Below are 22,041 nucleotides of genomic sequence, written 5' to 3' on the forward strand. Positions count from 1 at the left end.
CCGGGCCTTCCCGCCGCGCGTCCCAGGCCGCCTCTGGAGACGTAGCCATGCCCAGGACGGGGTGCGGATATCCGCACCCCGCCCGGCACCTGCCGTCTCAGCTCCTGCTTCCGAGCTTCCCGTCGACCGGGCCTGCCGCGACGCCGCAGCAGGAGTAGTAGCCTCCGCCGGGCGGGGGCGGTGCCACCAGCGCCGTCAGCTGCTCCCACGGAGTGACGCGTGGGCCCGTCTCTACCAGCGCGTCCACGGCGGTGACGAGGGACTCGTTGGAGCTCGGCGCCAGGCCCACGAGCGGCGTCGGCACATCGGGGTGCCACACGGCGTGCTCGATCGCGGCCGCGAGATCTACGGGCCGCCCCTGGGCCGGCAGGAGGAGAACCCGGTCCTGCTCGGTGATGACGAAGCCGACGGCAGGAGCCGGCTGCCCGTAGCTGCCGACAGGCTCGGTACGCAGCAGTACGACCTCCAACGGGGCGCCCGGGAAGGAAGCAGGTGCGGGCATGACCCTCGGTACGTGAAGGGCGACGAGCCCGGTGCCGGGGGAGGTGGCGCACCAGGCCGGACCGGTAACTGCCGGCCAGGTTCCCAGCGAGGCTCCGGCCGCCGCGGCGGGGTGGGCGTCGAGCGCGTCGAGGACGCGTTGCGCGCGGTAGCTGCCGGAGGCCTCGGCGGAGGTGACCTGCCCGGTGAACAGCGCGCGCAACGGAGACGGCAGAGAGTTCGTGTCGAGGAGCACGGTCCCGGCGCTACCGGGGTCGCCGAAGGTGTCCACGGCGTCGCGCGCCAGACGCTGGGACGGGGCGTGGTCCATGGCCCACTCCAGCCCCTCGTCGAAGTCACCGCTTGTCGCCGAGGCGGGCGGCAGGTTGAACTCGACGGCGACCTGCCAGATCCCGGCGTCACAATCCTTGGGCAGCGCTCCGAGGTCGGGATCTCCGACCCAGCCCGAGGTAGCCCTGGCCCACCGGTACCTCCCCAGCTCCAGCACGGAGTCGCGCAGAGTGCCCTGCAGTTCGGCTGCGGCGCTCTCGCAGCGCCGGAGGAACGCCTGCGCCCCAGCCAGTGGCGGGGGGACGTGTTCCGGCAGCCGCTGGGCGTCCGGCGCCCAGTTGGACACGAGCGCTGGGGTGGCGCAGCCGGGCGGCCACCACGGCAGCCGGTGCCCCAGTGCCTGGGCCAGGTCCCGCAGTTCGTCGGTGGACGGGCGGAGTTGACGGAGGCGGCCGTGGAGGCGGTCCGCGGCGCGGTTGCCGGTGTCGCCCTTGTGCAGCTGGAGCACGCGTACGTCCCCAGACATGGAGCCGTACTCGGGTTCGGCGATGGTCGGGAGCAGAATCAGCGTGCCCAGCAGGTCGGTGGCCACGCGGGGATCGGGCTCGAAGTCCGCGAGGACTTCGTGGACCAGGTGGTCCAGCGGGCTCCCGTGAGGCCACCTGGGCGGCCAGCCGAGCAGGCGGCGCATCTCGCCCGGGGCGAGCACGGTCGCCAGCCACACGGACGGGCCGCTGCCGCCGGCGGTGGTGTAGCGGGCGACCTGGACGTCGATCGGCCGGCGCCGCAGCTCGAGATCGTCGGGCACCTCGTCCTGCAGCAGCCTGATCGTCTGCTGACTCTGACGGCGCAGGTGCGGGCCGTCCGGGCCCGGCATCAGCCATGACGTGGTGCCCGGCGGCAGACGCCGTCCGGTACGTGCGCACCAGCGGGCCACGGTGTCACCACGCCACAACGGCCGTGTTGTGGTGCTGCCCGGAGCGTCGGGCTCAGGAAGGGCGTCGGCCTCGTCGGTGGTGCGCAGTTGGGAGACCCGGCCGCGGGTGAGGCCGGTCAGCCGGGCGATGTCGGCACCGGAGTAGGCGTCGGCGAGGGGGCGGTCGGAACGTGTCCAGGGAAGGGCCATCCCGCAAGATTAAACGAAACGCTTAGCGCCGGTAGTCGTTTGTGCTCAACTTCCCTCTCGTTGCGGAAGCCCGGGGCCGGGCGGGGCGGCTCCTGCGCGGGACGGCCGTGTTGTCAGCTTCGGACCGAGGCGTTGCTCGCGGGCGCTCTACCTCGCCGGTCTGCGTCGGAACCGGGACACCTCCACCGCCCACTGGGCCAGAGCGGCCAGGTCTCCGTTCGTCGCGGGGCGGCCCAGGGCGGCTGCGATGCGGGGGTAAGCCGGGTGCATGTCATGGTCGGCGCCGGTAACCAGCGCGGAGAGCAGCGGGGCGCTGCTGTCGCGGCTACGGTCGATGCGAATCAGCAGCGGCGTCTGCTCGCCGCGCTCCAGGGCCGGAAGCTCCGGAGGCAGCTGCTGCCGGATCTGCGCCCACGTGAGGGTCGTTCCCGCGGACGCGGCCTTCTGCAGGACCGCCCGAACCGCGTACGCCAGCGGGTCGAGCTGCGTGTGCTCGGGACGCTCCCGGTTCCTGGCCGGCCGTTCGCTCTCCGTGCGCGAGGAATCGCGGCGGCTCGCTGCCCGCTGCCGTCGCTCGTTCTTCTGCTCCCACGACACGACCGCCAGGCGGTCCTTGGGCTCGAGCTCATCGCCTGCGGTCCGCGCGGCGCGCACGAGGTTGCCCACCACCCTGTTCAACTCGGCGGCGGACAGGGAGCGCTCTTCACGGCGCAGGTACTTGAGCAGCTTGCGCGCGTCCGCGGCGGCCTCCTGGCGCCGCTGAGACCTCGTCTTCCGAGCGGCCGGGCGCGGCTCCTTCTTCGGCTCCTTCGGGGCTGGCGGCGTCGGCCGGTAGCTCGCCTCCCGCCGGAGGGCGGCCGTGGCGCGGGGTTCTTCGACACGGTCCTGCCCGCGCAGGTAGGAGCGTGCGGCAGCGAGCACCCGCTGCTCCGAGACACTGGCGCCGCGTCGGGTCAGGGCGGCGGCCTGCTGAAGGCGGGATCGCACGTCCCAGGCGCGGCGCTCGCGGACGGCCGTCTCGAGCTCGGCGAACAGGCGGTGTTGGTACTCCTCATGCGTGGCCAGCCACGCGCGCGCCTCCGCCAGGGCTTTTTCAACCTCGGTTCGCACGGGCGGGGTCAGGCTCGGCAGCAAGGAGTCGCCGCCGGCACACAGCCGGCGTACGTGTTCGACCGTGCCGGTCCGCTGCGCGGCCTCCAAGCCGCGGACGAACGTCACCACGTTCTCCGGCAGGGTCGCGGACTGGACGTTGGGGCTCTCGGTAGCGGTACGGCTCGGGTTGGCGGCACGGGTACGCAGGAGACGGGCCGCGGTCGGCGTGAGCAGACCCTCGTCGCCCCAGGTGCACTCGCCGAGGGGAATCCAGTCCGTGGGGTGGGCCAGGCTCTGCGTCCCGATCCAGACCTGCCGGGTTGCGCCGTCGCTGTCGCACCGCACCCGGTAGACGTACGGGCAGCCCGCCAGTGTGCCCGGCTCCGGCACCACGCCGGGCCCGAGAACCACGGTCCGCTCGGCGACATCCCAGTCGGGCCGGACCGAGCCGTCCATGTGGATGCGCAAGGAGGTGCCGTCCTCCAGGTCCACGTCGACCACGGAACCAATCGGCGGCGGGAAGGCGAAGCGCGCGGCGCGGCCGTGGTCCAGCAGCGACCGGGAGAGGGCCGACTTCACATACAGGTGGTCCGCGCTGGACTCGCCCACGGCCGGCCGGCGGCAGGGGTTCGGCATGCCGTTCGGCTGAGGGAAGTGCTGGAAGTGGCACTGCCGATCGACGTAGAGCTTCGTGGCGAGCTGGGCGCCGCAGCCGCCGAGCAGCACCCCGCACCAGAACGTGTCCCCTTCATGGGCGTGACGGAAGACGTCCAGCTCGATCGCTTCAGGGGGCAGGACGACGGGCACATCCGAGTGCTCATCGCCGATGACCGCCGTCTGCACCAGCCTGGAATCGCGCACGCGCCGCCCCCTTTTTTCACCTTCCGAACCACGATAGGCGCGGGGTGCGGGGCGCCACGGCAGTCCGGGCGTGAAGGGCCTGACGGAAGCGTGTTCATGTCCGGATGCCGACGGATGGTCGCCGAGCACGAAGGGGCGGGGTGGCGCGCCACCCCGCCCCTTCGTCGTCCCGCTCGATCACAGCGGCCGCCAACGAGCCGCTACGCCGTCTGCGGCATCCACACCTGCAGGGTCTTGCGGTCTTCGGGGTCCAGCTCGACGCGCATGCGCGCGTTGGTCAGCGCCACTCGGTACCGCTGCAGCTCCGGCTCCGCGTCCGTCCACTCATCGATCGTGCACGCCACCAGGAAGGGCGCTCCCTCGTCGCCGCTCTCGACGACGAAGCCGTCCTCGGAGTCGCTGAACGCCGGGCGCCCGGCCCCATGGAGCACTTCGCGGATCACTTCGGCGTCCCGGTCCCTCGCGCTCCACAGCGGCCGCTCACCCCGCCCGTACCCGAACTGCGGTCGCTCTTCTTCACGTTCCATGATTCCCATGCCCGGCAGCGTACGACCCGGTTCGGACAACAGGCCGCCGGCCGTGATCCGCCTTCACCACGGGGAGCACCGCTTCTTCGCACCGCCGGGGGCATCACCCATCCTCGCTGCCCAACGCGTCTTGCGATCCGTGAAATCTATTGCGATCATCGCAATTCCTTGCGTACGCTGCAATGTATGAGCGTATTCGACGAGGTAGCCGCGATCGTCCACCCGATGCCGAAGCCGGGGGAGGTCCCGGAGGACGTCTTCAACGACGTCTGCCATGAGATCGACGAGGCGCGGAAGAAGATGTCCTTCAACCTGGAGATGTCCTGGGACGCCGATCCGGAGGAGAACGAGCCGCTGCTGAGCGCCATCGGTGCCGCGCTCTACCGCAAGGCGCAGGCGGAAGCTGAACTCCGCCGCCTGGTCGCCTACGGGCGGGAGTTCACCCGCCCGCGCCCCTACAAGCTGGCTGACCTCGCCACGGCCTCCGGCATGTCGGTCTCCGGTGTCCGCACCGCCTACGGACACAACGACGTTGACGCCGTGGCGCAGGCGATCGGCCGCAAGCCCCGCGAGTGGCGAGCGGCTGCTGCGGACGACCCGCCCGAGACCGGGGCCGAAGCATGACCGCCTGGGCCACGCAGACACCACCGGCCGCCTGCACCTGCTCCACGCCCTGGGCGGAACTGGTCACGGTGATTGAGGGGCAACGGCTGGTTGCCCGGCCGGCCGAGAGCTTGGGCCCGGCCGCAGCCCTCTACCGTGCCCGCTGCGCTGTCTGCGGCGCCGAGTACTCGGCACCATGGCGGCTGGTGCCAGGCCAGTACCGGCCTGCCTGACCCGGTACATCGGCGGCGCGCACCGAGGTCGCGTGTCCTGGGCGGGGCTTCGCGCTCATTCGTGGGTGCCGACCGCCTTTGCCCGGACGAGAGCAGGCTCCGTACCGACCAGAAGATGGCGGTGCGGAGCCCGCTTCGAGCTGTCCGTCGCCCAGCACAAGGCCCCCGCGCCGGCCGGCCGCGGGGGCCACTTGTTCATCGTGTGCCGGGCCCGGCTAGTGGTCCGCCCAGCGGGGGCTGGTGGCGGTCTCCTGCTGGTCGAGATCCGTCACGAGCACTCGCGTGCCCCGGGTGGCGAGCTGAAGGGCCAGCAGCCGGGAGAGCGAACCGGGAGATCCGGGTTCGTCCCGCTTGGGTTGACCGCCCTTGGTCATCATCGGGAAGGCCAGGGGCAGCTGCCTTCGGACGTGGGCCGCGGGCGCGGCGCCCCGGACGGGACCCGGGGTACGTGCCGTGTGCTCTTCGGACATGCGTAGGCTCCAGGGCTCTCGAACGGGACTCGGCCGGTGCAGATGCTGACCACTGTTGCACGCGCAGAGCAGCACCGGCCGCGGATCGACCCGACTGGACCGGCGTCGACTCTGGGACGGCTACCACGATGCCGGCCGGCGCCCGCGGTGCAGCGCACCACGAACCGTGACTCCGAACTGGGTGCGTAGGCGCCGCAACTCCCACGCCGACAGCAGGGTCACGGACAGCGGCGGACCGAACAGGAAGAGGTACTGGACCGCCTGGGGCGCCACGGCGGGCGAGCCGTCGGCGAGCTGGAACCCGAACATCACCCAGACCAGCAACGGCGACAGGAGCGGGGGAAGGACCTCGTGTACGTCACCGGTGCGGAAGACGTAGTGGACGCAGAGGAACGCCGACGCGAGGCCGAAGGGCACGGCGAAGAGCACCGCGGCCAGGGCCAGGAGCAGGAAGACGAACCGGAAGGGGCCCAACTGCAGGGCTAGACGGGCTCCGCCGCTGTTCTGCAGAAGCAGGAAGAGGAGGAGCACGGTCGCGAACAGGGCGCCGAAGCCCGTCACCGGCCCCGATAGCCGGCGCACGTACACCGCTCTACCCGGAGGACGCGCTGCGGCCACGAAGACCACGAGGGCCAACGGGCCGACCACGATGAGCACGCCGGTGCTGATGAGGGTCTCGGCCAGCTTGTCCTGGGCGAACGAAGACACCGACTGCTGCAGCGGGTACGCGTAGACCATCCATATCGTCGCCACGATCCCAATGACCGTCCGCATCATCTGGGCGACCTCGATGGCCCCGTCGGTGAGCCGGCCGGGACGGGCCGGGCGGAAGACGCGGGAAGCGAGGGTGAAGGGCAGCATCAGCAGTCGGGGGCGCCGTCCGCTGAGCGCGTGTGGCGTCGTGTAGGCCATGGGGAATCCCGTGGGTTCGGGCCGGCATAGAGCCGGCAAGCGAGTGGAGTTGCTGGCTGTGAGGGATCGAACCGTGGTCGGGTCCGTCGGCAGACCGCGGCCCGAGGTGGATCTCCGTACACCCAGGTTGACGCAATTAAATTGACTAAAGGTGGCATCATAGCTTAAAGTAAAAGAGTCACGCGAGGGGTTGCGCCCTCGCCCCCAAGCCCGGGAGTTCCATGATTCACCTGCCTCTCGCCCAGGATCTCGACAAGGAGATCTACAGCCCGCACGAGTTCCACAACCGGGTGCGCAAGGCACTGCTCATCACCGCGGAACTGCGGACCAGTCACTTCGCCGGTGTCATCACGACGCGTGAGCTTTCCGCCCTGACGCAGGCCCAGATGGCGTTCGCGGCACGTCAGATCAACGAGAACCCTCCGAGCGTTCGGCCCAACGGCAGCCCGACCGCGGACCTGATTACCGCATTCCTGCACGTCATCCGGACGGCCCAGCCCTCCGCCGGCCGCGGTCGCAGCGTCCACCAGCCGCGGTGGGTCGCGGAGTTCACCACGGACCTCCACCAGGCGATCCCGATCGCCTTCGACGTCTTCTGGAACAAGTTCAACGGCCGCCCGACCGCCGACCTCATCGACGAACTCAGCGTCCGCCAGATGACGGCCGCGGCACGCCGCATCAGGCCCGACGGACGTATGCCCACCCAGGTGAGCACCCGCGCCGAACTCCTCGTCCGGCACCTCCTGCGCGTCATCCACGACGCACAGCCCGACACCCCCGACGCCACGCCTGCGCCTGCCACGGCGGCTCAGCTCGGCGAGCCCCGGCAGGGCGACGCCACCAGCTTCCACGAGGCCGTCGCAGCTGCGATCGCGGCAGCGTCGGAGTCGAAGACCCCGACGATCGTCGTTCTCAGCTTCCCCCAGTAGGCTGCCGCGCCGCCCGGCTCCAACGGCACACCCACACCGGGGGTGCGTACAGCACCCCCGGTGCCCGGGCGCCCTGCCCGAAGCCACGGCGAGCCGCGGATCGCACCGCCGCGCGACGACCTCCCCGTACCACGGTGCGCCGGACCTGCGCCGCGCTCGGCGCGCCGGCTCGCGGACAACGTGCCCACCCGGCCAGCCACTCGGAATGCCCGCGCACGGCCCCGCCCAGGCCACCGAGGCGCACCGCCGCATCGCGGCCGATGACGAGAACGACGAGCTCGACGAAGCCGACGCCGTCCCCAACCTGGCCGACGGCAACGCCGCAGTGTTGCGCCCGCTGTGCAGCCGGTTCGACCACAGGCACGGCGAGTATCCCTTAGGCCTCGTCACAGCCCGCGACGCCGGAACCGACCAGCTCGCAAGCTCGCCCACCCCCTGCCGCCCCGGCCTCCGCTACCGCGCACCCCACCGCCACTCGTTCTCCTCGAAGGAGTTCCGCCTTGCACACCGACCTGGAAACCACCGTCGCCGCTCTGAACGCCGGCGACCACGTCCACGCCCACGGCACGGACAGCCGAGGTGTCGACACCCCGCGCGCCGGATACCTTCTCGCCGCCCCCCGCCCCGAGACCGGACAGCGCCACACCGGCCGCGCCGAGGGCTGGCTCGTCTACATCGGTAAGCGCGGCGACGCCCCCGCCCTGTCCAACCGGCTCATGCTCTACCCGGACACCGGACGCATCGCGCACACCCCCGAGCAGGATCTCAACCTGTGGCGCGCCACCACGCTCCGGGAGACCGGCGCGAGCGCGCGTACCAAGAACCTGCGGATCCGCTTCGGCGGCCCGGCTACGCGCAGTGCTGTCGAGCCGACCCAGGACACCACCGTGTGCGTCACGTACAACACCGAAGGCTTGTACAGCCTGGACACCACGGACGACAGCGGGGCACAGGTCTTCGAATGCCGCCTCGGCACGAGGATCTGGTGGGCACCGCTGCCGGACGCTCCGGTGGACCTGCGCCCCGATGCCCCGTGACCGGCGCCTGTCCGCCGCCTCCAAGGACCACGCGCTCACCCGCCCGCCGCGTACTGCCCACCTCCGTCAGCACCGGTCACCTCAGCACGGGCATCAGCCAGTTCCGAGCCGCAGGACACCTGTCGGAGCGCGAACTGCGCCAGTGGACAGCCCTGCCCAAGACCACCTGGCCCGAGGCGCGCACCGACCCCGGAGGCGTCCTGTACACCACGCGTGACCAGGCCAACCAGCACCAGCAGGAGAACGCGACGGCATCCGCCCACCCCGCCGTAGCGCACCACGCTCGACCCCGTGTCACCCGCACACCCACACGACCCCGGGAGTCCCCGATCACCCACCGCACCGCCCTCGTCGACCGCGACGCCCGCTACCTTCAGGCAGCCCGGCGCGGCGCCCTGAGCGCTGTCACCGAGTACGGCGCCGTGCGCTACCTCGTCGACCGCTCCGGCAAGTTCCGCTCCTACCTCGGTGCGCCGCCGCCGGAGCTGTTCACCGCGGGACTCCTCCGGTACCGCGGTGACGGCGTCAGCCTGGAACTCACCTCCGCCGGCAGCACCGCACTCGACGCGTACCTGGAGCACAAGGCCACGCTGGACGCCCTCCCCTACACGCTGACCCGAAACCCGCTGCGCGAGGAGCTGCACCGCGCCGACGAGCCCATCCGGATCCTGCGGGAGACCGCCACCGGCCGGGAGATCACCCCCGGCGCCACGCTGACGGACCCGTCTGGGCACCAGGTCACCTACCTCGGGCCCACGATGTCCAGCGACGACTGCGGCGCCACCTGGAGGCCGACCTTCACGGCCCGCGTCAGCTACCCGGACCACGGAGCCTGGCTCTATCCGCCCGCCGCGCTCGGCGCGGCCTACGACGCGGAGCCGGTCGCCCCCGACGCCCAGGAGCCGCAGTGACCGGCCGCGTTCTCGACGGGCCACCTGCCGAGGACCTGCCCGAGGTCCCCACCGCGTCCGACTGGTGCCGCCGCTGGACGCACCGCAAGCCGTCATGGAGGCACCGGAGCGACGGAGGCTTCGACGCCCGCAGCTTCGAGGTCCACCCGCTGCCGGAGAAGCCGGCCAAGGACTTCGTTCTCGCGCACCACTACTCCGCCTCCTACCCCTCCGCGACCAGGAGGTTCGGTCTCTACCGGCTGGACGCCGGCGAGCCCCAGCTCTCCGGCGTGGCCGTCTTCGGCACCCCGGCCGGCGCGAACGTGCTCAGCCGAGCACTGCCTGAACTTCGCCCGAACGTCGAGGCGTTGGTGTGCTCCCGGTTCGTGCTGACCGACGCCTGCCCGGGCAATTCCGAGTCCTGGTTCCTGGCGAGATGTTTCTCCGAGCTGCGCGCGACCGGCGTGAAGGGAGTCGTCTCCTTCGCTGATCCCGTTCCCCGGCGCAGCGCGGACGGCACCCTCACAGCTATCGGGCATATCGGGCGAATATATCAAGCCACGAACGCCGTCTACACGGGCCGTGGGGCGGCGCGCACGCTCGTCCTGCTGCCCGACGGCACCATCCTCCACGACCGGGCAGCCCAGAAGATCCGCAAACAGGAACAGGGCCACCGGTACTGCGAGGAGAAGCTGATCCGACTCGGCGCCACCGTCCCCCGTGCCGGAGTGAACCCCGCCGAGTGGCTGCGGGACGCCCTGGCCGACATCGGAGCCCGCAGAATCAGACATCGCGGCCCACACCGGTATGTATTTCGTCTCCCGAGCAACCGCCGCGAACGCGAGGTCATCCGCCTGGGCCACCCGCCCGTGACCGCGTACCCGAAGGTCCCGGACCCGCCCGACTGAACGCTGCCCCGCGGCCACCTGCTGGCTTCCACCCGCGGGCGCTCTCCTCCATGCTGCGGCGAATCCCGACATCGTGCAGGCCCTCGGGGCTGGCCGGTCTCGACCAGCTCCAGCGGGACGGATGAACCTGGACCCTGAGCTGACATCCCGCGCCCGCCCTCGTGCCGGGCGCAGCGGAACAACGCCCTGAGCTCTACGCCACTCGGCTGCCGAGCAGCCGAAACCCGCCGAGCCGCGCCGCGAGCTCACCCCGGCTGCGCCCCGCCACCGCCACCGACCGATGCCGCCGCACGCCCCCTGGCGCCGGGCGCCGGCCTCTGTCCACAGATCACCGGCCACACCATCGCCACGAACCCGACCCCGTCCCGAAGGACCACGGCATGTCCCTGATCGGCTCCAGGCGCCGCACCGGCGCCGGCGCCAGCGCCCAGCGCATGGCCGACACCATCCGCGCCGACGAGCGCAGGAAGCAACACCGCACGGCCGCCTGGGCCGTTCCTCTCCTCGTTGCACCCGCCGCCGCGGGCGCCGCCTACCTGACCGCCACCGTGACCAGTGCCCGCGCCGGCTTCGCGGTCGCCCTGACCATCACCGTCCTCGCGCTGCGCCGCCTCTACCGCAACGGCGGCAGCACCTGGGCACGCGGAGCCGCCGGCGAGCGGAAGACGGCACGCATCCTGCGCACCCTTGTCTGGTGCGGCCTCGGTACCTGGGCCGTCATCCACGACTTCCGCGTCGGCACCAAGTACAACGGCGACCACCTCGTCATAGGCCGCTGCGGACCCGTGTACGTCGACACCAAGACCTGGGGCGCCAAGAACGCCCGCGTCACCACCGACCGCCGCGGCCGCCTCTGGTACGGCCGCTACCCCCAGGACAAGACCATCGAGACCGTCCTGTGGGAAGCCGAATCCGCTGCACAGGCGCTCGGTCATCCGGTCCGCGCCGTCATCGCCGTCCACCACGCCCCCGTCCCCCGCGGAGGTCTGCGCAGCGGCGGCGTGACCATCGTCCAGGCCAGTGAACTCCGCCGCCACCTGCGTGACCTGCCGCGCACCCCCGGCTGGAACCGGGCCCGCGTCGCCGCGACCTACCGACTCGCCCGCAACCGTCTCCAGCCCGCCGCGTAAGCCCCTTCCACCCCGCGCCGCTTCGCGGCCAACCCGAGGGATAACCATGACCATCGCCATCGTCGACGGCTACTCCACCGGAGCCGCCCTCGCAGCACGGCTCCACCACCTGGGCGTGCCCTGCGTCCACATTCAGAGCCAGCCCGACAACCACGACTTCCTGCGCCGCACCTACAACCCGGCCCACTACATCCGCGACTTCGGCTTCGTCCCGGACCTCGGCACCCTCGCGGAACGGCTCAGGAGCGAAGGAACCACACGCGTTGTGGCCGGCACCGAGTCTGGCGTCACGACCGCCGAGGCCCTCTCCCACGCCCTGGGCCTGCCCACCAACGTCCCCGAACAGAGCTCGGCCCGCCGCGACAAGAACCTCATGGCCGCCACCGTCCGCGCCGCCGGCCTCGCCACCCCGCGCACGCATCTGGCAGCGTCCCCCGCCACCGCGGCACAGTGGTTCGCTACGTCGGGCCTCCCCGAAGCCGTCGTCAAGCCCCTGGCCTCCGCCGGCTCGGACGGCGTCCGCTTCTGTCGGACACCCGCCGACGTCCACGACGCCACGCGCACCGTACTGGACAGCCGGAACATCTTCGGCCAGCCGAACACCACTGCCCTGGTCCAGGAGCGCCTCGTCGGCACCGAGTACTACATCAACACCGTCACCCTCAACAGCCGGCACAAGGTCGCCGAGATCTGGCGCTACACCAAACAGGTCCGTCCCGGCGCCGGCCCCGTCTACGACTACGAGGAGCCCGTACCGGCGAACACCCCGGAGGCCCGTCTCCTGCGCGCGTACACCTTCGCCGTGCTCGACGCCCTCGGCATCCGCAACTCCCCGGCGCACACCGAGGTCATGCTCACTGCGACCGGTCCCGTCCTGATCGAAACCGGCGCCCGGCTCGGGGGCGCGACATCGCCGACCGTCGTCGAACAGCACTGCGGCATGTCCCAGACCGCCCTGGCAGCAGCAGCCCTGGCCGCCCCGAAGGCCTTCGACGACTTCGACGACCGCCACCTCACCTGGACCGGTGCCCTGCGCAATGTCGAGTTCATCAACCACCGCGCCGGCCGCGCAGACCGGGCCGCCATGATTCGGGCCGCCGCCCTGCCCAGCGCCGTCGAGGTCTGCCCAGCCGTCGACCACGGCGATCCGCTGCGGCCGACCGCCGACCTGCTCAGCACGCCCGGATACTTGTATCTCGCCGCGGAGACGGAGGAGCGGGTGGAGCGCGACTACCTCACGCTCAGGCAGTGGGAGCGGGACGGGCTCCACACCGGCGGCCTGGCCATCCCTGTCGCCAGTACCGGTCCGTGATCCGCCGGATCCCCGAAGGCCGGCCGAGTGCGGGCGAGCGCACGGTGCAGACCGATTCGGCACGACGTACCGACGAGTGAAAACCTCCGCGCACGGCGGGGAGCAGCACTAGCATGGAGCGCACGAGCAGCCCGCGCGGAGCGTCACCCCCCCGGCACTCCGCCCCGGCCTCGAGCCGTGAGGCTTCGGAGCCCGCGTCGTCCCCCGAGAGACACCCCGGGCCCCGAAGCCTCACGGCTGATAGCCGTCGCGAGATGTCACGAAGGCACGCACCAGTTCGTCGCCCAGGACGGTCAGTCCAACGGCATCGCCGACGGCCTCGGCCAGGTGCATCTCCACGAGGGCCTTCGCCCTGACGTCGTCGCATGCGAGCGGCCGACTTCCTGTCTTGGCCCCGGCGAGCAGCACGCGCTGCCGAAGGCCCAGCGCGGCCCAGCGTCCGTCCGGCGTGATCTTCCAGGCGGTGCGCCCGCGAAACGCCAGGGCCTCCTCGGGCTCCAGCCGGAAGCCGTCACCGTCCTCCCGGTAGATCCACCCCTCCATCAGCATCGCCTCGACCAGCCGCGCGCTGGCCTCGCCCGGCACGTGCCCCTCGGGGTGCCTGGCAGCGCGCGTGAGGTACTCCCGCTCCCGCACGGTGGCCCTCCGCCTGCCCCTCCCAGGGGCCGGGTGGGAAGGTCCGGCGCCGTCGGCGCCCGAGACGGACGTGTTGCTCGACACAGCTGGTGTATCCCTTCTTGCCGAAGAACTGACCAGGCCCTATGCGCCGACGGGCCCCGCGGCGCTGCCCTCGGCCAGCTCGGTGTCGCTGTGGTCGCCGAAGGAGAGGCCCTCGATCCGTACGCCGAGCTTGTCGAGGGAGGCGAGGTCATGCGTCTCGTCTTCGAGCTGCGCAGCCCGCGCTTCAGCCTCCTCGGCGGTTGCGGCGATGAGGCTGAACCGGAGGGACGTGGGCAGCGACGAGAAGGTGTAGCGGGGCACGGGCCCTCCATGGGTCGTAGTGGGCGAAGCGCTGTGGGTGGTTCGGTTAGGCACAGAGCTGGCCACGCCGGCGTGATCCTCCAGCGGCCGGTACTCGGAGGCCGGGGCCGACACGCCTCGCTGCAGGCTCCGAGTCGGCGCCGTCCGAGGCGGGCATGCGGGCCTGTACGTCGGCGCGGGCATGTGCCGCCAGGCGCGCCGACGAGGCCGGAGTGATCGTTCCCGCCCTTGCGTGGTCCGGTGAGTTACGAGAGGTCAGGGTCGGAGCAGTGGATCGTGCGCGTACGGCCCACGGCGTCGGTGACCGTCCACAAGGACTCCGTCACACCCGGGTCGAGCTGACGCGCGCGCGCCTCGTCGGCCGCCTGCTGGGCGTCGTCGACGCCTTCGACGGCGATACGCCAGGAGGCGACGTACGTCTTCGGTGCGGTCGAGGGGGCCGGGACATCGGGAATGAACACGAGGGCGCCGAGGTCGACGGCGCTCTCCCACCCAGCACGGCGGAGCGTCTTGGCGTACGCGGTGCTCTGCTCCTCCTCGAGATCCCAGGTGTCGGAGCTGAGCGGGTTGAAGCGGACGACGAGGTGTTCGGCGCCGCGGTCGGGGCGGATGACGAGGAGTTCGCTCAGCTTGTGGCCGGCTGCATCCAGTGCGGCGCGGACGGCGGAGATGGCCGGGTCGGCCTGGGGGGTCGTGGGCATGGCAGGTCCGTTTCTCTGGGGCGATGGCTGCCGTCAGGCGGGGACTACGCGGTGAGGAGGGCGTGCAGCGCGCTCACGCGCCGCTCGGCGTCCGCCACGGCGGTGAGGGCGCGGAGCGCGGTCTCGCGGCGCGCGCTGAGCTGTGCGGTGTAGGTCTTGAGGTAGATCTGTGCGGCCTGCCGTCGGGCGGCGGTGGTCAGCTCCTCAAGGTCCTGGCGCTGCCGCCAGGTCTCGATGAGGGCGCCGAGGACGGCCCGGGCGTGCCGGTGCGTGCGCGGTGGGAGCCATTCGGGGCGGCCGGTCTTTCCCCGGCGCAGGGGCCGGAAGTCCGTCTCCTCCTCGATGGTGACGCGGACCGGGCCGGTGAGCACGATGTTGTTCACTGACAACGGCCGCGGGTCGTGCAGGGCAAAGGCAGAGGCGAACTGGTCGGGATGGATGAGGAGTTCGCCGGGAGCCCGCGCGGGCATCGTGGGGTCGTCCGCCGAGGTGGCGGGGGACAGCATCACGCATCCGCGTACGTGTGGAGCGTGGAGCCGGTACAGGACGCTTCCGGACCGGGCGTCGGTGCGCTCGGCGATGTCGAGGCGGCCGTAGGGCCCGAGGTCGCGGGTGGTCGTGTGCTGCTCGCGCAGTCCTGGATCAGGCACCTCGGCTCCTCCCGGGCATCAGGGGGCCGACGGGCCCGCCCGGGGGGGATGGGGCGGGCCCGTCGGAGGAAGCCGTCCGGCGGGCGTAGGGAGAGCGCCGGACGGCGGGCTGGCGGGTCATTGCCGGGAGGGTGCCCCTCATCCGGCTTGACTCTTTTAGTTTAACGTAAGCGTGAGGAGTGGTCAAGATTATTGCGTCACTACGGGCCGGACTGGATCGCCGGTACGGGAGGGGGTTCGCGTGCGGGCCGGCCCCTTCCGCGACCTTCGAGTCCGGGCGGTGTGAGGACCCGGTAGGGCGGCTCGGCGGGTGGCCGGCATCGGGCGGCCCGGCCTGCGGCTCGCGCGCCGGACGGCGTTGTCGGTGGGGCCTGGCAGCATGAAGGGGCAGCAGCCGTGCAGGCAGAACGACATGGAGAATTCAGGATGAATCGCAGTGAGCTGGTGGCCGCGCTGGCCGACCGCGCAAGGGTGGCCCGCAAGGACGCCGACGCCGTCCTGGCCGCGTTCGCCGAGATCGTCGGCGATGTCGTCTCCAAGGGCGACGAGAAGGTCACCGTGCCCGGCTTCCTCACCTTCGAGCGCACCCACCGTGCCGCTCGGGAGGGGCGCAACCCGGCTTCGGGTCAGCGGATGACCATCCCCGCCGGCTACGGCGTGAAGGTCTCCGTGGGCTCGAAGCTCAAGGAAGCCGCCAAGGGGGAGTAGCTCCCCCAGGGGTCGGCGGGAAGTTGCAGTCCTGCCGTCGTCGAGCTGCCGATGGGGCGGACCGGGGAATCCGGTCCGCCCCATCGGCTTCCGGGCCTATTTTGGATATGGGAAAACATAGGTATAGATGAGAAAACCCTGGTAAGTTGGCGGCATGAAGAAGGCGCTGGACGAGGTCGAGGGGCAGATGGCCCGACTTCGGACCGAGATGCGGGCCGCGTCCGAGGTGTCGGACACCGCACTCCTCATCGACCTCCGCTCGCGGCTGCAGAGCGCCCAGGATCACTGGTTCGCACTGCTCGGCGTGCCAGCCGATCCGCCGGCTTCCGTCATGGCCGAGCTCCGGCCGCTGAAGTCCGTGCGCGAGCGGGTGCTGCAGACTCTGACCCTCATCGGAGCCCCGGCGAGTCAGAAGACGATCCGGGCCGTGAACGAGGCCTTCTTCGGGGGCGCGCCCCTGTCCTCCGCGCGCATGGCGAGCCTGCGCCGGGACGAAGAGCGCAGCTTCCGCAGCCACAGAGTCGTACGCACGCACGTGTGTCCCGCCCTGCTCACCGAGTCCTTCCGATCCGCCCGCTCCGTGCTCGCATCCTCCGCATGGCCCTTGCGCCAACGGCTCCTCGCTCCTGGCACGGATCAGGTCAACTACCTGACCATGGCGGTCAACCTGGCCGACGCCGCAGCGGGAACCGCTGGCGAGAACCACGGAGACGGCAACGCGATCAACGCGCTGCTCGCCAGCATCGCGGCCAACATCCCCGGCCTGGCCGGGAACAAGCCCGCCAGCGCCGCACGGATACGCGACGCTGCCCAGCGGGAGCTTGACCGCCTGCTCCCCGCAGACCAGGCCGCCCGCGACCAGGCCGCCCGGACCGCCGCGAAACTGCCCTCCGCCGAGCAGATGTTCGGCACCCCCACACCCCAGAGCACCTGAACTCCAGGACAGGATCCCGGAAGGGTAGGACAGACGATGACCCAGGTACGCCCCGCCGGATGTGGCGGATGCGTCGGCCACGGCCGCCCCGGCTATGTCGTGGCCTGGGTCCTTGAAGACGACCAGATGGTCCCGAAATGGAAGCGCTGCCCGGAGCGGTGCACGGCGGAATCCCGCGCTGCGACCATTGAGCGTCACCTGCGACGCCGCGCCGAACGTGAGGCCGAGGCCGCCCGGCAGACTCAGCCCGATGTCGCCCCCACGCCCGCCGTCAGCCCGGACCGCATCGTCAACACCCCTCCCCAGCACACGCAGGAGCAGACGGTGAGCCAGCCGGTCCCCCCTCGCCCCTCCCACAGCACACGCCCCGCACAGGGGGCCGGCCGCCCTGGCGGACGCCGTGCTCCCGCCCGCGCCGGGAGCGTCACCAACCCGGCCGCGAACGCTCCTCGACGGTGGCCGGCCGTCGCACTCGACCATGACGAAAACGGCTGGCAGGTGGACATCGCCCAGGTCCCGTCGCCGGCCGGGACGAAGCTCACCGACTGGTTCGCCTGGCTCGGCACCGGCCTGCCTCTGCGTATCGACCGGGTCCACGACGCTGGACGGACCGGTGACGGCATCGTCTGCCTGTCGGCCACGGCGCTCAAGGCCCTCGGGCTGTCGGCGGCCTTTCCGTCCACGGAGAAGGCGCTCGCCGCGTTCACGAAGAAGATGAACACGGCGGCCGCCAGCGTCGGCATGGAACTCTCCCAGGAACTCGGTCCCGTCTTCCACGCCTTCCGCCGCGCCGGGGCTGTCGGCGGACCGAAGTCCTCCCTGCGTGTGCTGATCGCACCCTGGCTCGGCCAGGGGAGCGACAAGCAGCAGGTGACGGGCGCGATGCTGGCCGAGCTCGCCGCCACGCCCACCGGCGAGCTGGACGCGCGGACCCTCGCGCGCCGGATCCGCAAGTACGTAGCCGACCTGGGGATCGCGCCCGGCGTCACCCCCGCCACCACCAGCAAGCTGCTCCTCGACGCTGTCCGCCCTCGCACCGAGCCGTTCCAGAACGAGGAGGGCGAGTGGGGGTCGCGGCCTCGTGAGGGGGCACTGCCCGGCGGTGACATCGTCGTGCCGCCGGCCGCCGGAGCCCGCCACCCCCTGACCCGGGAACTCCAGGAGCGCGGCGACGTCGTGTGCGAGGAGGAGGACTACAAGTACTGGTCCCGGCCCCTCACGGAGGCAGAAGCCGCCATGCCGTACGCCGTTGCCTGCGATGTGTGCGCCTCGTACCTGTCGGTGACCATGTCACTGCGCCTGCCCGCCGGGCCCCTGGAGCACTACTCCGAACCGGTCTGGGACACCAAGGCGCCCCCCGCTGGGCTGTGGTGGTGCGACTTCACCGACATCGAAGTGGACCCTCTCCTGCCGCACCCGGCCACGTTCCACGGCCAGCCCCCCGCCAGCGCCGGCTGGTACGCCACCCCGACCGTCGCCTACATGGTCACCGAGTATGGCTTCGACCCCACCACCATCACCGAGGCGTACCTGTCGACCATGACGGTGCCCTTCCTCAAGGAGTGGACCATCCGGCTGCGCGAGGCGTACAAGGGCGCCTACGGCCTTCTCGGACTCAAGGACGGGCAAGAGCCCGAGGAGTTCCTCGCCGCCTACGCCGTGCACAAGGACATCGACTCCGAGGACACCGACCGCACCGACGCTTTGGTGCTCGCCGGCCTCTACAAGGCGATCTACAAGGGCGGCGTCGGGAAGTGGACCGACGGGGCCGCGTACCTCGACGAGGAGACCTGGCTGCGGGACGTCGTGGCCAACTGGTCCTACCGGCCGGAAGTGCGGTACACCATCATCTCCGCGGCCCGCATCGCCAACCACAGGCGCATGCGCAAGACGTACACGAAGACCGGCCGGGCCCCGTTCGCGATCAACGTCGACTCCTACCTGTACGCCACCGAGCAGCCGTCGCCGCTGGAGCTGCTGACCCCGCCGGAGAAGGGCAAGCCGGTCCTCGGCGTCCTGCGCCTGGGAATCGGCCCCGGCCAGTTCAAGCACGAGGCGAGCATCCCCATGGCCGCAGTCCTGGAGCTCCTCAACGACAACGAGCACCCCTCCCCCCTCACCCACGACTACACCACCGACGGCATCGCCGTAGCCGCGTAAGGACCAGCCGTGACCACGAGCCGAGAAGAAGAGGCCAGGCAGGCTGACTTGACCGAGATGTACTCCCGGGTCAATCAGCTCTTCTACACGTCCAAGCAGGCGCCGGTACGCACCACCACGCAGACCGCGCATGCCCTCGAACGGATCTACGGCGGCGAGACGGCCGCCATGGCCGCTGCGTACAACGTCAAGCCCCGCACCGTCCAGCGCTGGCTCGACGGATCACGTAGGCCGCAGGGAGCGAACGCCGCCCGGCTCCTGCGCGACTCCACAGCCGCGCAGACGACCAAGCGCGGCCGCGAGCGCCGAGCCCGGCAAGCCGAGCATCACCGCGGTCACGTCCTGGTACCGCGGGTCAACAACTTCACCGTCCGGGGCTCGGACGCGATCCGCTCACGAGATATCAACGTCACCCTCAGTGGGCAGGATCTCGCCGCTCTGGCGCGGGCGGAGAGCGAGAGCGAGGTCGACGCCATCATTCAGGCCGGGATCGCCTCGTACTTCAACGGCGGTGTCGCGGGCGGCTTCCACCCCGGGGACTTCGGGTACGACGCGGGCTCCCTCGTCTTCAACGTGCCCGTGATGACGGGCTCAAGCCGTACGGGTGAGTGAGTAGAGCTGGCCCCGAGGCGCCGGCCCGGGGCCGCTGTCGGTGGAGACAGGCACACTGGGTGCCATGGTGACACCGGCCGAGACCGCGACCGCACGGGTCCTCCCCGCGCTGCCGGACCACGACCAGGAGGCGGGCGAGATCCGCTGGGGGAGATGGGAACCCGCCGTCATCGCCTCGCACATCGACCCCGCCTGCCCGACGTGCGCCTTCCCCGGACCGCTGTCGACCGTCTTCGGCGCTACCTGGTACACCCCGGAGCCGACCATGGTCCGTGTCCGGCGTTCCCAGCCTGGCCAGCCGTCTAAGTGGGTGTGCGCCCAGGGCAAGCCGTACTGGTGCAAGACCCACTACGCGGTGCGCTGCCCGCAGTGCGACGAGATGCGGGTCTACCGCCGGGACGGCTGGGTGGAGATCCACTACCGGCCGCCCACCACGGAACGCGTCGTGCCGCCGACGGATGACAACGTGCTGTTCTAGCCCATGCGGCGGTCCGGCCCGCCGCGCCTGGAGGCGACGCTCTCAGGACGGCTCCGTGGCCGCTTCGGCCTCGTTCCCCAGGGCGGGGGAGTGCGCGGCCGGAAGCGCCTGCGCAGCCTGGATTCCGCGCTTGATCCCCGACCGGTAGATGGCGCCCACGGTGGTGACGTTCGCAGCGAGATGCTCGTATTCCGCCAGGGGGTCGGGCAGCTCGGAGAGGGTCTTGGGATCGGGCGCGGCAGCTGGTGGTACGAGATCGGGGTACTTCTCGCGCCACTGCCGGATCTTCCGGATCGAGGTGACCGACGTATGCCAGCATGCCGCCAGCACCTGATCGGCGAGACCGCTCGGCAGGCGCAGCGGGATGCTCTCCGGGAAGCCGCCGTTGCGCGACCCCGGCCACCGGCCGCCGAGGGCTCGGGCCTCCGAGGGGATCGCGGGCCATGTCCGGGACCAGCCACGTTCTCTGAGCTCTTGCGCGATACCGCAGGCCGCCAGGGTGTCGATCGTGTCGAGCAACTGCGCTGCCTCGCGTAGACGGAGCACCTCCAGCCGCCAGCGGTCACGAACCTCGGCCCTCTCCTCGCGAGTCAGGCCCCGGGTCTGCCAGGCCGGCGCGGAGGAAAGGATGATGCGGCGGCTCTTCTCGACATCGAGGACGTCCTTCATCTGCTGCCGGGTGCCCGCGGCCACCCATGCTGTTGCTGCGGTTGTTCCCTGCGCCACTGGCGCCCACCACCCCATATCGCACTTTGCAAAGGACAGTTGGCCAGGTTACCGGCGCGCGGACGTCCTGCTGTCCGGAAGCGTCCGAGCCTGTCCGACGGACGCCGTCGGACAGATTCGGACACCGAGCGGCAGGGCGGGTGCAGGGCTACCACAGGCCGGGCCGGCGCTCCCGGTCACGATCACGAGGCTCCGGGGCGGCGTCGAGCGGCCGGATGGCTGGCAGGCGCTTCGACAGCCGGCCGCAGCGGCCTTCCAGGGCGGCGAGCAGAGAGACGGCAGCGATGCACGGTGCAGGGCCCGGGTGGTGCTCAGGTCGTCCTCGGCCTTGGGACGGGTGCGGGTACGAGGTGTCACGGAGTTGAGCGCAACAGCCCGTTACCTGCGCGAACAGGGGTGAGCAGCCAACGGGCCCTCTGCGCGCGGCTAGCCGCCGAGGAGGCTGTTCCGCGCTTCCAGGGCACGGGTCAGGAGTGCGGCCTCGCCAGGGTCGACGAGCAACGGGCCGCGGGTCTGGGGAGCGGCGGGCACGGTAAGCCGGACCTCGCCCTGGCCGAGACCGGCGGTCAAGTCCGCGATCTGCTCCGGGCTCAGCGCGTGGCGGACGGAGACGTCGACGTCGCCGAGGGAGATGCGAAAGGTGAGCAGGTGGCCGAAGAGCACCTCGATGACGTTGCCGCTGAACATGACCTCGGCCAGTTCCTCGGTCGTGCGCTCGGTGTCGTCGAGATCGTCGGTCGGGGGCATGCAGCTCCAGTTCTCCGAGAGGGTGGGTATCGGCGTGGGTCGGGGTCAGGCCGCGCTGTCGTCAGGTGTGTACGGGCTGCGGAAGCGGGCTGGGATCTCGGCCAGGGGAGTGCCGGGGCAGGGAGCATCGGCCGGACCGCGGCCGGAGTGGCTCCAGTAGGACAGAGCGAGGGCCGCGACCGAGGCGTTGCGCTCCTCGCGGGTGGCCCAGGCTTCGACAGTTACGTCCCCCTCCGTGTAGACGGCGAGCGCGTAGCAGATGTCGAACGGCGAGTCGTAGAGGGCTACCGCCTGGTAGGGCCAGTTGGTGAGGTCCCACCCCTCGCTGCCCCAGTCCCGCACGCCGGTCCATCCCCAGGGCTTGAGGTGCGCCAGCCAGTCGCCGGCATCGCCTCCGTCGTGGAAGTCCTCCGGGAGGAACGGAAGAAGCTCCAGCGGAACAGGGCCGGAGATGAACGGGCGGTCGTTCCCGGGCGGGCGGGTGGTGTCGGTCAAGGTGGCCTTCCTGGTCGAGAGCCCCGAGCGGGCCCATAGCACCAATGT

24 protein-coding genes are annotated in these 22,041 nt (G+C 71.2%); 12 read left to right on the forward strand and 12 right to left on the reverse strand.

Features of this window, described 5'->3' with window-relative positions; translation table 11 throughout:
• Positions 1-97: 97 nt before the first annotated feature.
• From ACZ6K0_RS38330 to ACZ6K0_RS38340, 3 genes are all read right to left on the reverse strand, one after another.
• Positions 98-1,897, reverse strand: coding sequence for a hypothetical protein (locus tag ACZ6K0_RS38330; protein WP_469578206.1), 1,800 nt, complete (start codon positions 1,895-1,897; stop codon positions 98-100).
• Between the two features lie 147 nt (positions 1,898-2,044).
• Positions 2,045-3,850 carry a hypothetical protein gene (locus ACZ6K0_RS38335; protein ID WP_469578209.1) on the reverse strand — a complete coding sequence of 602 codons (1,806 nt, stop codon included), beginning with the start codon at positions 3,848-3,850 and terminating at the stop codon, positions 2,045-2,047.
• A gap of 200 nt (positions 3,851-4,050) precedes the next feature.
• The gene (locus tag ACZ6K0_RS38340; protein ID WP_469578212.1) at positions 4,051-4,386 is read right to left on the reverse strand and encodes a hypothetical protein; all 336 of its coding nucleotides are present in this window, start codon (positions 4,384-4,386) and stop codon (positions 4,051-4,053) included.
• A 177-nt stretch (positions 4,387-4,563) separates the two neighbouring features.
• Here ACZ6K0_RS38340 and ACZ6K0_RS38345 point away from each other — a divergent pair, with 177 nt between their 5' ends.
• Positions 4,564-5,001, forward strand: a complete 438-nt coding sequence (locus tag ACZ6K0_RS38345; protein ID WP_469578215.1) for a hypothetical protein — start codon at positions 4,564-4,566, stop codon at positions 4,999-5,001.
• Positions 5,002-5,428: 427 nt separating this feature from the next.
• On the opposite strand, the gene ACZ6K0_RS38350 is transcribed toward ACZ6K0_RS38345, so the two are convergent.
• Positions 5,429-5,683: a P-loop NTPase family protein gene (locus ACZ6K0_RS38350; RefSeq protein ID WP_362485565.1), complete on the reverse strand. Its 255-nt coding sequence runs from the start codon at positions 5,681-5,683 to the stop codon at positions 5,429-5,431.
• A gap of 120 nt (positions 5,684-5,803) precedes the next feature.
• Positions 5,804-6,595 (reverse strand): hypothetical protein, encoded by a 792-nt coding sequence (locus ACZ6K0_RS38355; RefSeq protein WP_469578217.1) that lies wholly within the window; start codon positions 6,593-6,595, stop codon positions 5,804-5,806.
• Positions 6,596-6,816: 221 nt separating this feature from the next.
• On the opposite strand from ACZ6K0_RS38355, the gene ACZ6K0_RS38360 reads away from it, so the two are divergent.
• The 6 genes from ACZ6K0_RS38360 (at position 6,817) to ACZ6K0_RS38385 (ending at position 12,801) form a co-directional block, all read left to right on the forward strand.
• Positions 6,817-7,524 (forward strand): hypothetical protein, encoded by a 708-nt coding sequence (locus tag ACZ6K0_RS38360; protein WP_469578220.1) that lies wholly within the window; start codon positions 6,817-6,819, stop codon positions 7,522-7,524.
• 500 nt (positions 7,525-8,024) lie between these two features.
• Positions 8,025-8,561 (forward strand): hypothetical protein, encoded by a 537-nt coding sequence (locus ACZ6K0_RS38365; RefSeq protein WP_469578223.1) that lies wholly within the window; start codon positions 8,025-8,027, stop codon positions 8,559-8,561.
• Positions 8,558-9,472: a hypothetical protein gene (locus tag ACZ6K0_RS38370; RefSeq protein ID WP_469578226.1), complete on the forward strand. Its 915-nt coding sequence runs from the start codon at positions 8,558-8,560 to the stop codon at positions 9,470-9,472. The genes ACZ6K0_RS38365 and ACZ6K0_RS38370 overlap by 4 nt, the downstream gene beginning before the upstream one ends.
• Positions 9,469-10,359, forward strand: coding sequence for a Mom family adenine methylcarbamoylation protein (locus tag ACZ6K0_RS38375; protein ID WP_469578228.1), 891 nt, complete (start codon positions 9,469-9,471; stop codon positions 10,357-10,359). The genes ACZ6K0_RS38370 and ACZ6K0_RS38375 overlap by 4 nt, the downstream gene beginning before the upstream one ends.
• Before the next feature lie 380 nt (positions 10,360-10,739).
• Entirely contained in the window at positions 10,740-11,489 is a 750-nt protein-coding gene (locus tag ACZ6K0_RS38380) for a nuclease-related domain-containing protein (RefSeq protein ID WP_362485571.1), read from the forward strand.
• 46 nt (positions 11,490-11,535) lie between these two features.
• The gene (locus ACZ6K0_RS38385) at positions 11,536-12,801 is read left to right on the forward strand and encodes an ATP-grasp domain-containing protein (protein ID WP_469578230.1); all 1,266 of its coding nucleotides are present in this window, start codon (positions 11,536-11,538) and stop codon (positions 12,799-12,801) included.
• Between the two features lie 231 nt (positions 12,802-13,032).
• Here the strand turns inward: ACZ6K0_RS38385 and ACZ6K0_RS38390 are convergent, their stop codons facing one another.
• The 4 genes from ACZ6K0_RS38390 to ACZ6K0_RS38405 form a co-directional block, all read right to left on the reverse strand.
• Positions 13,033-13,437 (reverse strand): hypothetical protein, encoded by a 405-nt coding sequence (locus tag ACZ6K0_RS38390; RefSeq protein WP_469578233.1) that lies wholly within the window; start codon positions 13,435-13,437, stop codon positions 13,033-13,035.
• A gap of 123 nt (positions 13,438-13,560) precedes the next feature.
• Complete coding sequence (locus ACZ6K0_RS38395) at positions 13,561-13,782, reverse strand: hypothetical protein (RefSeq protein WP_469578235.1); 222 nt, start codon at positions 13,780-13,782, stop codon at positions 13,561-13,563.
• Positions 13,783-14,027: 245 nt separating this feature from the next.
• Positions 14,028-14,483, reverse strand: coding sequence for a hypothetical protein (locus ACZ6K0_RS38400; RefSeq protein WP_469578237.1), 456 nt, complete (start codon positions 14,481-14,483; stop codon positions 14,028-14,030).
• A 44-nt stretch (positions 14,484-14,527) separates the two neighbouring features.
• On the reverse strand, positions 14,528-15,133 hold the full coding sequence (locus tag ACZ6K0_RS38405; RefSeq protein WP_469578239.1) for a hypothetical protein: 606 nt from the start codon (positions 15,131-15,133) through the stop codon (positions 14,528-14,530).
• A 426-nt stretch (positions 15,134-15,559) separates the two neighbouring features.
• Between ACZ6K0_RS38405 and ACZ6K0_RS38410 the strand changes: the two genes are divergently transcribed.
• The 5 genes from ACZ6K0_RS38410 (at position 15,560) to ACZ6K0_RS38430 (ending at position 20,025) form a co-directional block, all read left to right on the forward strand.
• On the forward strand, positions 15,560-15,841 hold the full coding sequence (locus tag ACZ6K0_RS38410; RefSeq protein ID WP_362485577.1) for an HU family DNA-binding protein: 282 nt from the start codon (positions 15,560-15,562) through the stop codon (positions 15,839-15,841).
• 154 nt (positions 15,842-15,995) lie between these two features.
• Positions 15,996-16,775: a hypothetical protein gene (locus ACZ6K0_RS38415; RefSeq protein WP_469578241.1), complete on the forward strand. Its 780-nt coding sequence runs from the start codon at positions 15,996-15,998 to the stop codon at positions 16,773-16,775.
• Positions 16,776-17,273: 498 nt separating this feature from the next.
• Positions 17,274-18,935: a hypothetical protein gene (locus ACZ6K0_RS38420; RefSeq protein ID WP_469578244.1), complete on the forward strand. Its 1,662-nt coding sequence runs from the start codon at positions 17,274-17,276 to the stop codon at positions 18,933-18,935.
• A gap of 9 nt (positions 18,936-18,944) precedes the next feature.
• On the forward strand, positions 18,945-19,547 hold the full coding sequence (locus ACZ6K0_RS38425) for a helix-turn-helix domain-containing protein (protein ID WP_469578245.1): 603 nt from the start codon (positions 18,945-18,947) through the stop codon (positions 19,545-19,547).
• Positions 19,548-19,611: 64 nt separating this feature from the next.
• A complete protein-coding gene (locus tag ACZ6K0_RS38430) occupies positions 19,612-20,025 on the forward strand; it encodes a hypothetical protein (RefSeq protein WP_469578247.1) in 414 nt (137 codons plus the stop codon).
• 42 nt (positions 20,026-20,067) lie between these two features.
• On the opposite strand, the gene ACZ6K0_RS38435 is transcribed toward ACZ6K0_RS38430, so the two are convergent.
• From ACZ6K0_RS38435 to ACZ6K0_RS38445, 3 genes are all read right to left on the reverse strand, one after another.
• Positions 20,068-20,694: a hypothetical protein gene (locus ACZ6K0_RS38435; protein ID WP_469578250.1), complete on the reverse strand. Its 627-nt coding sequence runs from the start codon at positions 20,692-20,694 to the stop codon at positions 20,068-20,070.
• A gap of 483 nt (positions 20,695-21,177) precedes the next feature.
• Positions 21,178-21,498 carry a hypothetical protein gene (locus ACZ6K0_RS38440; protein WP_469578253.1) on the reverse strand — a complete coding sequence of 107 codons (321 nt, stop codon included), beginning with the start codon at positions 21,496-21,498 and terminating at the stop codon, positions 21,178-21,180.
• Between the two features lie 45 nt (positions 21,499-21,543).
• Entirely contained in the window at positions 21,544-21,993 is a 450-nt protein-coding gene (locus ACZ6K0_RS38445) for a hypothetical protein (RefSeq protein WP_469578257.1), read from the reverse strand.
• Positions 21,994-22,041: the final 48 nt, after the last annotated feature.

The sequence above is a fragment of the Streptomyces sp. NPDC042346 genome (assembly GCF_055581845.1).

Excerpts from the sequence above, each read along its gene's own strand:
- ACZ6K0_RS38330 (WP_469578206.1), bottom strand. The coding sequence starts at position 1,897 with ATGGCCCTTCCCTGGACACGTTCCGACCGCCCCCTCGCCGACGCCTAC.
- ACZ6K0_RS38340 (WP_469578212.1), bottom strand. The coding sequence starts at position 4,386 with ATGGGAATCATGGAACGTGAAGAAGAGCGACCGCAGTTCGGGTACGGG.
- ACZ6K0_RS38345 (WP_469578215.1), top strand. The coding sequence starts at position 4,564 with ATGAGCGTATTCGACGAGGTAGCCGCGATCGTCCACCCGATGCCGAAG.
- ACZ6K0_RS38350 (WP_362485565.1), bottom strand. The coding sequence starts at position 5,683 with ATGTCCGAAGAGCACACGGCACGTACCCCGGGTCCCGTCCGGGGCGCC.
- ACZ6K0_RS38355 (WP_469578217.1), bottom strand. The coding sequence starts at position 6,595 with ATGGCCTACACGACGCCACACGCGCTCAGCGGACGGCGCCCCCGACTG.
- ACZ6K0_RS38360 (WP_469578220.1), top strand. The coding sequence starts at position 6,817 with ATGATTCACCTGCCTCTCGCCCAGGATCTCGACAAGGAGATCTACAGC.
- ACZ6K0_RS38380 (WP_362485571.1), top strand. The coding sequence starts at position 10,740 with ATGTCCCTGATCGGCTCCAGGCGCCGCACCGGCGCCGGCGCCAGCGCC.
- ACZ6K0_RS38385 (WP_469578230.1), top strand. The coding sequence starts at position 11,536 with ATGACCATCGCCATCGTCGACGGCTACTCCACCGGAGCCGCCCTCGCA.
- ACZ6K0_RS38400 (WP_469578237.1), bottom strand. The coding sequence starts at position 14,483 with ATGCCCACGACCCCCCAGGCCGACCCGGCCATCTCCGCCGTCCGCGCC.
- ACZ6K0_RS38410 (WP_362485577.1), top strand. The coding sequence starts at position 15,560 with ATGAATCGCAGTGAGCTGGTGGCCGCGCTGGCCGACCGCGCAAGGGTG.
- ACZ6K0_RS38415 (WP_469578241.1), top strand. The coding sequence starts at position 15,996 with ATGAAGAAGGCGCTGGACGAGGTCGAGGGGCAGATGGCCCGACTTCGG.
- ACZ6K0_RS38430 (WP_469578247.1), top strand. The coding sequence starts at position 19,612 with ATGGTGACACCGGCCGAGACCGCGACCGCACGGGTCCTCCCCGCGCTG.
- ACZ6K0_RS38435 (WP_469578250.1), bottom strand. The coding sequence starts at position 20,694 with ATGAAGGACGTCCTCGATGTCGAGAAGAGCCGCCGCATCATCCTTTCC.
- ACZ6K0_RS38440 (WP_469578253.1), bottom strand. The coding sequence starts at position 21,498 with ATGCCCCCGACCGACGATCTCGACGACACCGAGCGCACGACCGAGGAA.